We start from the raw sequence: 13,992 nt of genomic DNA, 5'->3' as shown, positions 1-13,992 counted from the left end.
CCGCGGATCTCTAGTAGCGGTAGTGCTCGGGCTTGTACGGCCCCTCGACGTCGACGCCGATGTACTCCGCCTGCTCCTTGGTGAGCTTGGTCATTGTTCCGCCGAGCGCCTCGACGTGGATCCGCGCCACCTTCTCGTCCAGGTGCTTGGGAAGACGGTAGACCTCGTTGTCGTACTCGTCCGGCTTCGTCCACAACTCGATCTGCGCGATGACCTGGTTGGAGAAGCTGTTGCTCATGACGAACGACGGGTGGCCGGTCGCGTTGCCGAGGTTCAGCAGGCGACCCTCGGACAGCACGATGATCGAGTGGCCGTCCTTGAACTGGAATTCGTCCACCTGCGGCTTGATGTTGATGCGGGTGACCTCGGGCGAGCGCTCGAGAACCGCCATCTCGATCTCGTTGTCGAAGTGGCCGATGTTGCCCAGGATCGCCTGGTGCTTCATCTTGCGCATGTGCTCGAAGGTGATGATGCCGAGATTGCCGGTCGAGGTGATGATGATGTCGGCTTCGCCCACGGCCTGCTCGACCGTGCGCACGGGGAATCCGTCCATGAGCGCCTGCAGCGCGTTGATCGGATCGGCCTCGGTGACGGTGACGCGCGCGCCCTGTCCTCGAAGTGCTTCCGCAGAGCCCTTGCCCACATCGCCGTAGCCACACACGAGGGCGGACTTGCCGCCGATCAGCACATCGGTGCCGCGGTTGATGCCGTCGATCAACGAGTGGCGGGTGCCGTACTTGTTGTCGAACTTGCTCTTGGTGACCGAGTCGTTGACGTTGATCGCCGGGAAGGTGAGCTCACCCTGGGCGGCGAACTGGTACAGCCGCAGCACTCCGGTGGTGGTCTCCTCGGTGACACCCTGAACGGACTCGGCGATGGCCGTCCACTTGGCGGAGTCCGCCTCGAGGGACGCGCGCAGCAGCGCGAGGAAGACCTTGTACTCGTCGGAATCCTGGTCGTCGTCCGTGGGCGGCACGACGCCGGCCTTCTCGAACTGCGCGCCGCGGAGCACGAGGGTGGTGGCGTCGCCGCCGTCGTCGAGAATCATGTTGGCGTGGCGTGCGGTGCCGTCCGCGGCCGTCGGCCAGGTCAGCATCTTCTCGGCCGCCCACCAGTACTCTTCGAGCGACTCGCCCTTCCAGGCGAAAACGGGTACGCCCGAGGGCTTCTCGGGACTGCCGTAGGGGCCGACCACGGTGGCCGCGGCCGCGTGATCCTGTGTCGAGAAGATGTTGCAGGACGCCCAGCGAACCTCGGCACCCAGCGAGACGAGCGTCTCGATGAGGACGGCGGTCTGCACGGTCATGTGCAGCGAGCCGGAGATGCGGGCACCCTTGAGCGGCTGCACGTCGGCGTACTCGCGACGCAGCTCCATCAGGCCCGGCATCTCGTGCTGAGCGAGTCGAATTTCCTTGCGTCCGTATTCAGCCAGCGAAAGATCCGCGACCTTGAAATCGAGACCGTCGATGACGTCGGCTTCGAGATTAACGACAGACTGGGGTGTCGATGTAGTCATGTATGTACTGCTCCTGTCGGCTGGTGATCGTATCCAGGCTATCGGCTCGGGCGATCATCGGGTGTTCTCGGGTGCGCCGACCTCTCGTTCGGTCCTCGGAGGGTCTCGGCGACTGTCGGCGTACGCGTCGGCGTCCGCGAACCGGGCACGCAACGAATCCGCCTTGCCGGGCTGGAGGTTCGCCGACATCACGTCGCCGTCGTAGTGCGCCACCACGCGCGGGTCCATCACCCGTCGCCAGAGCGGAGGCACGGCCGCGAGAACCACCATGGTGGCGTACCCGGCGGGCAATTGAGGAGCCTCGTCGAACGTGCGCAGCGTCTGGAAACGACGGGTGGGGTGAGCATGATGATCGCTGTGCCGTTGCAGGTGGTAGAGGAAGATGTTGGTGACGATGCGATCACTGTTCCAGCTGTGCCGCGGCGAGCATCGCTCGTAGGGGCCCCGAGCGGTGCGGCGTCGTAGCAGCCCGTAGTGCTCGATGTAGTTCACGGATTCGAGCAACACCACGCCCACCAGCGCCTGCAGCAGAACCAGCGGCAGTACGGCCGGGCCGAAGGCGACAGCGAGCCCGACGGCGAGTACGACGGACATCGCCCACGCGTTCACGACGTTGTTGCGCAGGCTCCACACCCGCTCGTCGCGCCGCATCGAGCGGTTGCGCTCGAGCTTCCACGCGGAGCGCACTCCGCCCACGATCGTGCGGGGGAGGAATCGGTACAGCGACTCCCCCAGCCGAGCGCTCGCGGGATCCTCGGGCGTCGCGACGCGCACGTGGTGACCGCGGTTGTGCTCGACGTAGAAGTGCCCGTAGAAGCTCTGCGCGAGAGCGATCTTGGCGAGCCACTGTTCCGATTTCTCGACGCGGTGACCGAGTTCGTGTGCCGCGTTGATGCCGATTCCCGCCACCAGGCCGACGCTGACCGCGTACCCGATCTTGTCGATCACCGACAGGTCTCCGAACGTCCACAGATAGCAGGCGACGAGCAGGCCGGCGTACTGCACGGGGAGGAAGGCGAAGGTGCACCAGCGGTAGAAGCGGTCGTGTTGAAGGGCATCGACCTCGTCGTCCGACGGGTTCTGGCCGTCCTCACCCGCGATCACGTCGAGAAGCGGAATCAGAACGAAGAACACGAGCAGTCCGCTCCACCAGAACGCCGAGACCCCGGTGTGCAGGACCAACTGCGACGGTAGAAGCGCCGAGGCCGGAGCCAGGATTCCCAACATCCACAGGTATCTCTTCGGGTCCCGCCACCGCCGCGTCATTCCACTGCCTCCCCTGGATCTCCGGTCTTCGGATCTCCGGTCTTTTCTCGCGGTCCGGATCGACGAACCGTGAGAATTGCTGGTTTCGAGCGCACAACTGTGCCCTGCGACCGTCGACAGCCCCCCGATGAAACCGACCGATGCGTCTAGCAGTGTAGTTCGAACTTCAAGATTTCGAAAAGGTCACGGAGGCGAAGAATCCTGTGAGAGAACTCTGCCCAACGCCGGATGCGTTGTCACCGTTCACGAATCATGCCGGAAGACTGCCGCCGGCGCGACACGAGGGCACCCGGTGCGGTCGATCCCGAGGAAGGAGATACGGATCGAGCAGGCTATCGACGCGGTTCACCCACTCTGGCGACGAAGCACCTCGCCGTGTCGGACAACGACGCCACTCGCGGCGTCGGTTCTGCGGCATCCACCCACGCCGCCGTTCCTCGTTCGATCACCAATCGGTCGTCGCCGGACGACAACTCCACTCGCCCCTCCGAGCACAGCACGATCGTGGGGCTCGGCTCGGAGCCGTCGACGGTCACGTCGGCACCGGCGACGAGGTCGACGCGGCACAGCGCGAATTCTGGTGCGGGGGTGTCGTATCGGACTCGTCCCTCGGCGTCCGGAACCGGGTCCAGCACGGGTGAGTCGATCGGTTCGAAATCGAGAACCCGCATCAGTTCGGGCACATCGACGTGCTTGGGGGTCAGACCGCCACGCAGGACGTTGTCCGAGTTCGCCATGATCTCGACGGCCGTACCGCGCAGATAGGCGTGCAGGTTTCCGGCGTCGAGGTAGAGCCCCTGACCGGGCCGCAGAGTCACGCGATTGAGCAGCAACGACGCCAGTACGCCGGCGTCGCCCGGATACTGCTCGCCCAGCTCGAGAGTCGTCCGCAGTTCCGAACCGAAGTCTCGATCGTCCTCGCCGCCGGCGCGCTCGAGCATTCGGACACACGCGTCCAGAACCTGCGGCAACATCGCGTCCAGCGCCCGTTGCGGAAGCGTGATCCACGAGGTGAACAAGGCCCGCAGCCCCGAAGAATCGGGTTGAGCCGCCAGCATGTCGTAGTAGGGGCGCAGTTCCTCGACGTCGAGACGCTGCAGGAGGGCAACGGTGTCGGACGGACGGCGAAACCCGGCAAGCGCATCGAACTCGGTGAGAGCGACGACCAATTCGGGTTTGTGGCTGCTGTCCTTGTAATTACGTGTCGACGCGTCGACGGCGATTCCGGCCGCGTTCTCGCGCTCGAAGCCTTCGCGGGCCTGGTGCGCACTCGGGTGAGCCTGGAGCGACAGCGGCTCGTCGGCAGCGAGGAACTTGACGAGGAAGGGGAGTCGCGGACCGAACGCCGCGACCACGTCCGCACCGAGAAGCCGTCCGGGATCTGCGTCGATCAGTTCGAGCAACGACCGACTACCGGCGTCCTCCACCACGTGCGCGGGGTCTGCCGGGTGCGCACCGAACCACATCTCCGCTTCGGGGTGCCGCGTCGGTGACGGCGCGCCTCGCAACTCCGCGAGCGCAGTTCTCGATCCCCAGGCGTAGGAACGGGCGGCGCCCTCCAGTCGCTTCACCAGCGATCACCGACACCGTCGAAGGACCGGGTCGGGGTCGGACCGGCGGTCACGCGGAGATACGCGGCTGCCGACTCGAGCCGCGCCGCGAGTACCAGCGACTGTCGCAACACCACGGACGCGGCCCCGACGGCCGACGGCTCACCCGAACCACCGGAATCGCCGGGCTCGTCGGCGCGGACGACGTCCACCTCGCCGAGGACCGCGACCCGCCGCCGCACGGAGGTGTCGTCGGGGTCGGTCGAGACCGCCAACACGCGCAGAGGATCCGCCGGACGAGGCCCGTCGATCTGCTCGTCGTGGAAGAGCGGGTCCACCGGGACACCGACAGGGTCGGGACTCGTCGCGGCGTCGTGCACCGCGGCGGCGACGTCGGAGAGTTCGCCGACGGCGGCGACCGCTCCGGCCACCCGCAGCAACACCGCCGCACCGTGCCGCGCCACTTCGGTGCTCACCACCGAATCTCCGGTCAGGACGACACGGCGACCCCTCATGCGTGAGGCGAGCCCCTTCGCGGGATTCGCGAACACCTCCACCGACGCGTGGTGTCGAGCGATTTCCGCGTCGACCGCGTCGGCGAGGGCGTCGAGATCACCGATCGACGAGGACCGATCGACCGCGGCGACCACGGAACCCATTGCCGCGAGATAGCGTGGCAGTGAATTCTGTTCGAGCACACGCACTCTGGGAGGCAGGGGCAGAACGCGACCGGCACCGGCGCCCGCCACCGGTCCCTCGTCGGGTGCGCACACGACCACTTCGGATCGCCGACGCACCGCAGCGGCGACCGAGGCCGCCAAGCTCGGGTCACCGGCGTTGTCCCCCGCCACTACGACCACGTCCAACGGGCCGACCCACGGCGGCGTCGAGGAGGAACGAACGATCGGCACCCCGGCCGTGGGAGCGAGGATCGCCGCGACCAGACCCGCCGCTCGGGCCGCCGGTCCCGACGGAGCGACGAGCACGACGCTGCGGGGGTTCATACCCTCCAGCGGTGAGAACACGCCTTCGGCGACCGCCGCGGCGGTCTCCCTGATCTGCGCCCCCGCCAGCGCTGCCGAATGGAGAGCGCCGACCGAATCGGCGGCCAGCACGGCGTCGGCGTCGTCGAGATCCACGTACATCGATGGAGCAGTCATGGTCGCCTGCACCTGCCTCTCGCAGTCCGTGTTCTCACCGTGTCACCGCGCGGGCCGCGGAGACGGACTCTTCTGCACGGCCCGGTTCGAGGACCGTGTCGACGGGTTCCCCGCGCCGGCGCGGAGCAATCATCGAGCTGCGCGGACGATCCCCAGGATCTCCGTGGTGAGCGCGTCGACGTCCGCTCGGGTCGGTGCCTCGACATTGAGACGGAGCAACGGTTCGGTGTTCGACGCCCGAAGGTTGAACCACGAGCTGTCACCCAGGTCCACCGTCACGCCGTCGAGGCGATCGATGTCCTCGGTGCGGTCCGCGAACGCCTCCAGAACGGCCGCGGTGCTGGCTGCGGCATCCACCACCGTCGAGTTGATCTCTCCGGACGCGGCGTAGACCTCGTACTGCCCCATGATCTCCGACAACGGCCGTTCCTGCTCGCCGAGTGCCGCGAGCACGTGGAGCGCTGCGAGCATCCCGGAATCGGCGCCCCAGAAATCACTGAAGTAGTAATGGGCCGAATGCTCGCCGCCGAACACCGCGCCCGTCTCGGCCATGAGCGCCTTGATGAACGAGTGCCCCACTCGGGTGCGAACCGGAGTCCCACCGAGCCGCTCCACCAATTCGGAAACCGATCGGGAGGTGATCAGGTTGTGAATGACCGTGGCGCCCGGCTTCTTCGCCAGTTCGCGCTCGGCGACCAGCGCGGTGATCGCCGACGGCGACACGGGCTCGCCACGCTCGTCGACCACGAAGCATCGATCGGCGTCGCCGTCGAACGCGAGTCCCACGTCGGCTCCGGTCTCCCGCACGAACTTCTGGAGGTCGACCAGATTGGCGGGCTCGAGGGGGTTCGCCTCGTGATTGGGAAAGGACCCGTCGAGCTCGAAGTACAGCGGGTGCAGCGTCACCGAGGACATGGGAGCGAACACGGCGGGAACGGTGTGCCCACCCATTCCGTTTCCGGCATCGACCGCAACGGACAGAGGTCGGACCCGCGGCATCGCCACCAGATCGCGCACGAACGCGGCGTAGTCCTCGAGGACGTCCTGCTCGGTCACCTGCCCGGCCGCACCGTCGAACGCCGGAACTCCGTCGACGACGTCGGCGGAGATGGTCGCCAACCCCGAGTCCTGCCCGACCGGCTTGGCGCCCGCGCGACAGAGCTTGATCCCGTTGTACCGCGCCGGATTGTGACTGGCGGTGAACATCGCGCCGGGGCAGTCGAGCACACCCGACGCGTAGTACAGCTGATCCGTGGACGCGAGTCCGATGGTCACCACATCGAGCCCCTGCGACGTGACACCGTCGGCGAACGCGGCCGACAGCGACGGCGAGGAGTCGCGCATGTCGTATCCCACCACCACACGATCGGCGCCTTCGGCACGCATCAACCGAGAGAAGGAGGCGCCGACGTCTCGAACGAAGTCGTCGTCGATCTGCTCTCCCACCACACCGCGGACGTCGTACGCCTTGATGACGGCATGAACCAGATCAGCTGGTCGGGCCACTTGCACACTCCTGAACGTCGTTGGCACACGGTCGCATTGCTCGTGCAGAGTGTAGTGCCCGGAGCGGTCGATCCTGCCGGGTACGCGCAACGACCGGTCGGCCGTCGCGGCAGCGAACCCGGTTTCGACGTGTCCGTCAGCCGGCGGGATCGGGCAGGACCCGAAGGTGGCCGCGCCGTCCGGTTCGGGCCGTCGGAACGGGCACCGAGCTCGGTCGGTCCGACGCCATCCGATCGCGCGGGACCGAGGTGGGCCGGGCAGAGCGAGGCAGGCTTCGGTCGCGTGACCCTGCCTCGCGCACTGCTTCGGCGAGAGCGGTGAGATCGTCGTCGTCGGGCGAGGTGGTGGTGAAGCCGCCCTCGTACTTCATCAGTTCCCAGCCCTTGGGGGCCGTGATGGAGGAACCGTGCACCTCGCACAGATCCCAGGAGTGTGGTTCGTCCACGGTCGCGAGCGGGCCGACGACGGCGGTGGAATCGGAGTAGACATAGGTGAGCGTGGCGACGGCGGGCCTGTTGCACCCCGGTCGGCAGCATGCGCGCACTGATCTCACGTGTCGCACAGTATCGCGTCCATCGGCGGATTCGGAACCCAACACGCCACCGCGCCTCCCGCGAGCGGTCGCACACACCCCGGACGTAGCATCGTCGCCGTGCCGTTCATCTCCCGTTCCCCGCGATCCGGTCCTCGCCGCGGACCGACGACGTCCCGGACCGCGGCACGACGCGGGCGTGGCATGCGCGGAACTCTGTTTCCGGACGGGGTACCGGCTCGCAAGTCTCGGGCCGAGAAGTTCGACGCCGCCGTCCTCGAAGCCTTCACCGACATCGACCGTCGGTGGCACGACCGGCTGACCAAGCTGGACATCGCGGTGGACGACGTTCCCAAGATCCGAGCGGTGAACCCGGAGTCGGTCAACTGGCCGCCGGAAGTCGTCGCCGAGGGTCCGGTCCCGCTCTCACGTCTGGTGCCGGCGGGAGTGGACACCACCGGAGCGACCACTCGCGCTCGCATCGTGTTGTTCCGCCGGCCCCTCGAGCGCCGCGCTCACGATTCGATCGAACTGACCGATCTGGTGCACGACGTGCTGGTCGAGCAGATCGCGACCTACCTCGGCGTGACACCGGACGTGGTCGACCCCGAACCGACGGACTGACCCCCGCTCACGCGAAAGGTCGGACGACGATCACGCCGCCCGACCCTCGTGCTCGAACTACGGTCAGATGATTCCGCGCTTGAGGCGCCGTCGCTCGCGCTCGGACAGTCCACCCCAGATACCGAAGCGTTCGTCGTGCGCGAGAGCGTATTCCAGACACTCGTCCTTCACCTCGCACCCGAGACAGATCCGCTTCGCTTCCCGCGTCGACCCGCCCTTCTCGGGAAAGAACGCCTCCGGGTCGGTCTGCGCGCAGAGGGCGCGCTCCTGCCACTGGTCCTCCATCTCGTCGAACATCTCGTCCATGTCGCGGACGAGGCTCAACTGTGGTGCGACCGTGGGGGTTCGGAGTGCCGACAGTGCGGGATCCTCGTCGACGGACGCCTCGGCTCCGTCCGCCTCGGCTCCGTCGTCGTGTTCGTCGCCCGACGCTGCATCGAGCACTTCCACCGCGGTCGGATCGTCGACCACGTGCGAGTCCTCGGATGCCTCCGGGTCGAGATCGAGCGTGGGCACTGTCTGTCGACCGAAGTCCTGGTGCTGTTCCGGCATCACTTCCGCCTCCTCACCTGTTCGAGCGCAGTTGTTGTCGGTCATGGGGATCGATGATCGACCGTGAAGCCGGATCGAAGAGCGAATCGTGAAGCGAGCCGAACGGCTCCGGCCGCACCCCGGTGAGGTGCGACATCGCCATCATGGGAACGCATGTTCGAACGACGGCGCGCTGCAAGCGATTCCGCCGTGCGAACCGGTAATGACATGACTGTGATTAGACACGCCACGGTGTGTCGCGGTCAAGCGGACGGGGGTTTTGCCAATACCATTCGCGCTCCGGAATTCCCGGACGACACGTCCGCACGGTGTTTCGTCCACGGACACGCCGACGGTGATCTGCGTCGCACCGGCCCGTGGACCGAGCGACGGCGACGCCGAGCGGAGTCGAGTCGGAGCCTAGGCTCTCGGGCATGAAGGTCACTGTTCTGGTCGGCGGAGTGGGCGGCGCCCGCTTCCTGCAGGGTCTGCGCGCCCTGCTCGGGGACGACGCGGAGATCACCGCACTGGTGAACGTCGGCGACGACGTCTGGATGCACGGTCTGCGCATCTGCCCCGACCTCGATACGTGCATGTACACCCTCGGTGACGGCATCGACACCGACCGCGGGTGGGGACGGCGCAACGAGACGTGGAGTGCGAAAGAGGAACTTGCGGCCTACGGGGCACAGCCGGACTGGTTCGGCCTCGGCGATCGCGACCTCGCCACGCACCTGATCCGCACCCAGATGTTGCGAACCGGCTATCCGCTGTCCGCGATCGTCGAGGCTCTGTGCGATCGCTGGAAGCCCGGGGTGCGCCTGCTGCCGGTCACGGACGATCGTTGCGAGACCCACGTGGTGATCACCGATCCGGCCGACGACACCGACAAGGCAGTGCACTTCCAGGAGTGGTGGGTGCGCCACCGGGCCGCTGTGAAGACTCACAGCTTCGCCTACATCGGAGCGGACGACGCCACGCCGGCACCCGGAGTCCTCGAGTCCGTGGAGAACGCCGACGCGGTGATCCTCGCGCCCTCGAATCCGGTCGTGAGCATCGGTGCGGTGCTCGCTGTGCCCGGAATGAGAGCCGCGCTCCGCACGACATCGGCCAAGGTGGTCGGTCTGTCCCCCGTCGTCGACGGACGTCCGTTGCGCGGCATGGCCGACGAGTGTCTTCAGGTGATCGGGGTGGACACGACCGCCGAAGCGATCGGTCGTCACTACGGGGCCCGCTCGGCAGCCGGGATCCTCGATGCCTGGCTCGTGCACACCACGGACACCGCCGACGTTCCGGGCGTGGACGTCCACTCGGTTCCGTTGATCATGGAGAACCCGGCCGTCACCGCGGAGATGGCCCGAGCGGCCCTGGTCGCGGCGGGGGCGATGTGAGCGACTCGATCACCGACCACGCTCCGGGAGGTTCTCTGGAGATCGTCCCGGTCGAGGGACTGCCGGAGTTCCGGCCGGGCGACGATCTCGCCGCCGCCGTCGCCGCGGCTGCGCCCTGGCTGCGCTCCGGCGACGTTCTCGTCGTCACCAGCAAGATCGTCTCGAAGGTCGAGGGACGATTGATCGCCGCCCCGCGCGACCCCGAGGCCAGGGACGCCGCCCGGCGCGTCCTCGTCGACCAGGAGGCGGTCCGCGTCGTCGCCCGACGCGGGCGCACCCTCATCACCGAGAACCGGCTCGGCATCGTGCAGGCCGCGTCCGGGATCGACGGCTCGAACGTCGACGGCGACGAACTCGCACTCCTGCCCGTCGACCCGGACGCCAGCGCGACGGCGCTGCGCAGCGCGCTCCGCGATCTCCTCGACGTCGACGTCGCGATCGTGGTGACCGACACCATGGGTCGAGCCTGGCGAAACGGGCAGACCGACAACGCCATCGGTTCGGCCGGGCTCACCGTCCTGCACGCCTACGCCGGTGGCCACGACGATCGCGGCAACGAGCTCCTGGTCACGGAGGTCGCCGTGGCGGACGAACTGGCCGCGGCCGGTGACCTGGTGAAGGGAAAGCTCGGTTCCGTGCCGATCGCCGTGGTCCGGGGCCTGTCCCCCGTCGACGACGGCTCGACCGCCCGTGATCTCGTGCGTCCCGGCGAGGACGATCTGTTCTGGCTCGGAACCGCCGAGGCCCTGCGCCGGGGAGCCGTGGACGCGGTGCGGGCTCGCCGGTCCGTTCGCTCGTTCACCGGCGACCCCGTCGACCCCGAGCAGATCCGTGCCGCCGTGGCGGACGCCGTCACCGCCCCCGCACCCCACCACTCGCGCCCGATGCGGTTCGTCGTCCTGCGCTCACCCGCCGTCCGCTCGGCACTGCTCGACGCGATGGCACGGAGGTGGAAACGTGATCTCGAGGCCGACGGCAAGAGCGCGGAATCGATCGCCGGACGCATCGCTCGCGGCGACATCCTGCGCACGGCCCCCGCGGTGGTACTGCCGTTCTTCGTCACCGACGAGGCCCACGAATACCCGGACGCCGCGCGCGCCGACGCCGAACTGTCCATGTTCACCGTCGCGGCCGGCGCCGCGGTCCAGGGCCTGCTGGTATCTCTCGCTGCCCGCGACCTCGGCAGCTGTTGGATCGGGTCCACCATCTTCGCCGCGGACGTCGTGCGCGACGTGCTCGACCTCCCCGCGTCCTGGCGTCCGGTGGGCGCCGTCGCGATCGGCCACCCGGCCGCGGACCCGTCGCCGCGTCCCGACCCCGACCTCTCGACGATCCTGATCGAGGTGTGACGGTAGCCGTGAGCACACAGTCTCTCCACCGATCCGCCCGAGAGTTGTTGCAGCGGTGGGACACCGACGACGCGATGGACGACTCCATGCGTCACACCATGCTCGCGTTTCTCGACAGCGCGCCGCGAGGGTGCCTTCGCGACAACGTCGCCGGCCACGTCACGGCCTCGGCGCTGGTTCTCGACGAGAGCGGCTGTCACGTGCTGCTCACCCTGCACCCACGGGTGGGGCGATGGCTGCAGCTGGGCGGACACTGCGAGGAGACCGACGAGACCGTGCGCGACGCCGCCCTACGCGAAGCACGCGAGGAGAGCGGGATCGAGGCGGCCACCCTGGAGCCGGGCCTGCTCTCGATCCACACGCACCCCATCACCTGCTCGCTGGGTGTGCCGACCCGGCACCTCGATCTCCGGTTCGTCGTCCGCGTGCCCGACGGTTCGCACATCGTGCGCAGCGCCGAATCGACCGACCTGCGGTGGTGGCCGGTCGACGAACTACCGGACGGACGCGCCGGGGCCGAGCGAGAGGCGTTGCGCGAGATGATCGATCGCGCGCACGCCCGGCCCTGACGGACGTCAGACGTCGGTCGAGAAGCGCACGCCTCCGTCGGGCAGCGTCACGCCGGGCCACACCCGGGCACCACGGAGCAGTTCGCACCGAGCACCGATGTTGGCTCCGTCGCCGATCACGGCATCGCGGATCAGGGCTCGGGGCCCGATGCGGGCTCCGAAGCCCAGGATGGACCGTTCCACGACGGCACCGGCCTCGACGACGGCACCGTCGAACAGGATCGCCCCGTCGAGACGCGCTCCCGCACCGACCTCGGCTCCGCGTCCGACGGCGGTACCGCCGATCAGCAGAGCCCCGGGCGCGACACCTGCGCTCGAATGCACCAACGATTCCCCCCGCGTGCCCTCGAGCGCGGGCGACGGGGCGATCCCGCGGACCAGATCGGCCGAGCCTCGGACGAAGTCCTCCGGCGTGCCCATGTCGCGCCAGTACGCGGCGTCGACGTGGCCGTACACGCGCTTGTCGGAGGCGAGCAGGGACGGAAACACCTCACGCTCGACGGACACCGGGCGGTCGGTCGCGATCGACTCGATGATCTCGCGCTTGAACACGTAGCACCCGGCGTTGATCTGGTCGGTGGGCGGATCCTGGGTCTTCTCGAGGAAGGCGGTCACCCGACCGTCCTCGTCGGTGGGAACGCAGCCGAACGCGCGGGGGTCGCCGACGCGCACCAGGTGCAACGTGACGTCCGCGTCCTTGTCCCGATGGGTGTCGAGCACCGCACGCAGGTCCGTGCCGCCGAGCACGTCCCCGTTGAACACCATGACGTTCTCGGCGCGCAACTGCGAGAACACGTTTCGGATTCCGCCGCCGGTGCCCATCGGTTCGACCTCGGTGACGTACACGAGTTCGAGCCCGAGAGCGCTGCCGTCACCGAAGTGCTCCTCGAAGACCTCCGCCTTGAACGACGTCCCGAGCACCACTCGTTCGATCCCCGCAGCCCGGATTCGGGCGAGAAGATGCGTCAGGAACGGCAGCCCGGCGGTGGGAAGCATCGGCTTGGGAGCGGACAAGGTCAGCGGACGAAGCCGAGTCCCCTTGCCGCCCACCAGAATCACCGCGTCGGTCGCCGAACCACTCATCTGCTCTCGCCTTTCGTCGTGTCCGAACCGGCCGCGCCGGTGTCGCTGTCGTCGCGGGCCCGAAGTGCGGACGCCACGACCAACTTCGATCGGAGCGCGAGCCCCGCCCGAAGCGACCATCGCAGTGGAGCTTGCCATCTATGGGGGTGTCGGTCCGCCTGAAAGCGATAGGCACTGTCGTGATGGGCGGGGAGCATGGACTCCGGATGGCGCCCCGCGGCATGACCTTTGGCGTGAGTCACCACCGCGGTCGGTACGTAGACGTTGTGCCAGCCGCTCTTTCCGAGCCGATCCCCCAGATCGACGTCCTCCATGTACATGAAATACCGGGAGTCGAACCCGTTCACGGAGTCGAAAGCGGCACGGCGCAGGAGAAGACACGAACCCGAGAGCCACCCCACCGTGCGTTCGCTGACCGCCTCGGTGTCCTGGCGATACCGCCGGGTCCACGGATTCGTGGGCCACACCGTTCCCAGAACCGCGTGCACCGATCCCGACACGAGGTCCGGAACGTGGCGCGCGGACGGGTACCGGGATCCGTCGGGCTCGAGGATGAGAGGGCCCAGTGCGCCCGCCCGCGGCCAGCGCTCGGCCGCGGCGAGCAGCTCGTCGATCGACCCGGGGCCCCACTGCACGTCCGGATTGACCACCATGACGAACTCCACGTCCGGATCCACCTCGGCCACCGCTCGGTTGGCGGCGGCGCCGTACCCCACGTTCTCCCCGATCCGCATCAGTCGCACGCCGGGGTGGCGTCCCACCGCCTCCTCCGGAGCACCGTCCGTGGAACCGTTGTCGGCCAGGATCACCTCGACGGTCCGCGAGGTGGCGAGCGGGAGCGTCGACAGGAAGGTGTCCAGATGCTCGCCCGGTGAATACGTGACCGTCACGACGGCGAGGTGGTCTTTCACGTCG

13 protein-coding genes are annotated in these 13,992 nt (G+C 68.0%); 4 read left to right on the top strand and 9 right to left on the bottom strand.

The window, feature by feature from the left end; all coding sequences use genetic code 11:
- Window positions 1–10 precede the first annotated feature (10 nt).
- From ahcY to ACY466_RS09520, 6 genes are all read right to left on the bottom strand, one after another.
- Window positions 11–1,516 (bottom strand): adenosylhomocysteinase, encoded by a 1,506-nt coding sequence (ahcY, locus tag ACY466_RS09545; RefSeq protein WP_463251950.1) that lies wholly within the window; start codon window positions 1,514–1,516, stop codon window positions 11–13.
- A 54-nt stretch (window positions 1,517–1,570) separates the two neighbouring features.
- Window positions 1,571–2,782 (bottom strand): alkane 1-monooxygenase, encoded by a 1,212-nt coding sequence (locus ACY466_RS09540; RefSeq protein ID WP_463251949.1) that lies wholly within the window; start codon window positions 2,780–2,782, stop codon window positions 1,571–1,573.
- 332 nt (window positions 2,783–3,114) lie between these two features.
- A complete protein-coding gene (gene manA, locus ACY466_RS09535) occupies window positions 3,115–4,353 on the bottom strand; it encodes a mannose-6-phosphate isomerase, class I (RefSeq protein ID WP_463251948.1) in 1,239 nt (412 codons plus the stop codon).
- On the bottom strand, window positions 4,350–5,492 hold the full coding sequence (locus ACY466_RS09530; RefSeq protein ID WP_463251947.1) for a tobH protein: 1,143 nt from the start codon (window positions 5,490–5,492) through the stop codon (window positions 4,350–4,352). The genes manA and ACY466_RS09530 overlap by 4 nt, the downstream gene beginning before the upstream one ends.
- A 129-nt stretch (window positions 5,493–5,621) precedes the next feature.
- Window positions 5,622–6,998, bottom strand: coding sequence for a phosphomannomutase/phosphoglucomutase (locus ACY466_RS09525; RefSeq protein ID WP_463251946.1), 1,377 nt, complete (start codon window positions 6,996–6,998; stop codon window positions 5,622–5,624).
- Between the two features lie 136 nt (window positions 6,999–7,134).
- Complete coding sequence (locus ACY466_RS09520) at window positions 7,135–7,551, bottom strand: DUF3499 domain-containing protein (protein WP_463251945.1); 417 nt, start codon at window positions 7,549–7,551, stop codon at window positions 7,135–7,137.
- Window positions 7,552–7,734: 183 nt separating this feature from the next.
- Here ACY466_RS09520 and ACY466_RS09515 point away from each other — a divergent pair, with 183 nt between their 5' ends.
- Window positions 7,735–8,154 (top strand): metallopeptidase family protein, encoded by a 420-nt coding sequence (locus tag ACY466_RS09515; RefSeq protein WP_463252204.1) that lies wholly within the window; start codon window positions 7,735–7,737, stop codon window positions 8,152–8,154.
- A 63-nt stretch (window positions 8,155–8,217) separates the two neighbouring features.
- Here ACY466_RS09515 and ACY466_RS09510 read toward each other — a convergent pair whose 3' ends face one another.
- Window positions 8,218–8,460, bottom strand: coding sequence for a WhiB family transcriptional regulator (locus tag ACY466_RS09510; RefSeq protein ID WP_463252203.1), 243 nt, complete (start codon window positions 8,458–8,460; stop codon window positions 8,218–8,220).
- Window positions 8,461–9,119: 659 nt separating this feature from the next.
- Between ACY466_RS09510 and cofD the strand changes: the two genes are divergently transcribed.
- Genes cofD through ACY466_RS09495 form a run of 3 tightly spaced genes read left to right on the top strand, consistent with a single transcriptional unit; the run spans window position 9,120 to window position 11,994 of the window.
- On the top strand, window positions 9,120–10,076 hold the full coding sequence (gene cofD / locus ACY466_RS09505; protein WP_463251944.1) for a 2-phospho-L-lactate transferase: 957 nt from the start codon (window positions 9,120–9,122) through the stop codon (window positions 10,074–10,076).
- Window positions 10,073–11,425 (top strand): coenzyme F420-0:L-glutamate ligase, encoded by a 1,353-nt coding sequence (locus ACY466_RS09500; RefSeq protein WP_463251943.1) that lies wholly within the window; start codon window positions 10,073–10,075, stop codon window positions 11,423–11,425. Before cofD ends, ACY466_RS09500 begins: the two co-directional genes overlap by 4 nt.
- A gap of 8 nt (window positions 11,426–11,433) precedes the next feature.
- On the top strand, window positions 11,434–11,994 hold the full coding sequence (locus ACY466_RS09495; protein WP_463251942.1) for an NUDIX hydrolase: 561 nt from the start codon (window positions 11,434–11,436) through the stop codon (window positions 11,992–11,994).
- A gap of 6 nt (window positions 11,995–12,000) precedes the next feature.
- Here the strand turns inward: ACY466_RS09495 and manB are convergent, their stop codons facing one another.
- Both manB and ACY466_RS09485 read right to left on the bottom strand, forming a co-directional pair.
- Window positions 12,001–13,077, bottom strand: coding sequence for a mannose-1-phosphate guanylyltransferase (manB, locus tag ACY466_RS09490; protein ID WP_463251941.1), 1,077 nt, complete (start codon window positions 13,075–13,077; stop codon window positions 12,001–12,003).
- Entirely contained in the window at window positions 13,074–13,988 is a 915-nt protein-coding gene (locus ACY466_RS09485) for a glycosyltransferase family 2 protein (RefSeq protein WP_463251940.1), read from the bottom strand. The genes manB and ACY466_RS09485 overlap by 4 nt, the downstream gene beginning before the upstream one ends.
- Window positions 13,989–13,992 lie beyond the last annotated feature (4 nt).

It is taken from the genome of Rhodococcus sp. K11/5 (assembly GCF_055193735.1).
The sequence above is the reverse complement of the archived record's forward strand: the minus strand, read 5'-3'. Positions and strand labels throughout refer to the sequence as shown.

Bases quoted from the DNA above. Each gene is read 5' to 3' on its own strand.
- ACY466_RS09540 (WP_463251949.1), bottom strand. From the start codon at position 2,782: ATGACGCGGCGGTGGCGGGACCCGAAGAGATACCTGTGGATGTTGGGA.
- ACY466_RS09515 (WP_463252204.1), top strand. From the start codon at position 7,735: ATGCGCGGAACTCTGTTTCCGGACGGGGTACCGGCTCGCAAGTCTCGG.
- ACY466_RS09530 (WP_463251947.1), bottom strand. From the start codon at position 5,492: ATGACTGCTCCATCGATGTACGTGGATCTCGACGACGCCGACGCCGTG.
- manB (WP_463251941.1), bottom strand. From the start codon at position 13,077: ATGAGTGGTTCGGCGACCGACGCGGTGATTCTGGTGGGCGGCAAGGGG.
- ahcY (WP_463251950.1), bottom strand. From the start codon at position 1,516: ATGACTACATCGACACCCCAGTCTGTCGTTAATCTCGAAGCCGACGTC.
- ACY466_RS09510 (WP_463252203.1), bottom strand. From the start codon at position 8,460: ATGGACGAGATGTTCGACGAGATGGAGGACCAGTGGCAGGAGCGCGCC.
- cofD (WP_463251944.1), top strand. From the start codon at position 9,120: ATGAAGGTCACTGTTCTGGTCGGCGGAGTGGGCGGCGCCCGCTTCCTG.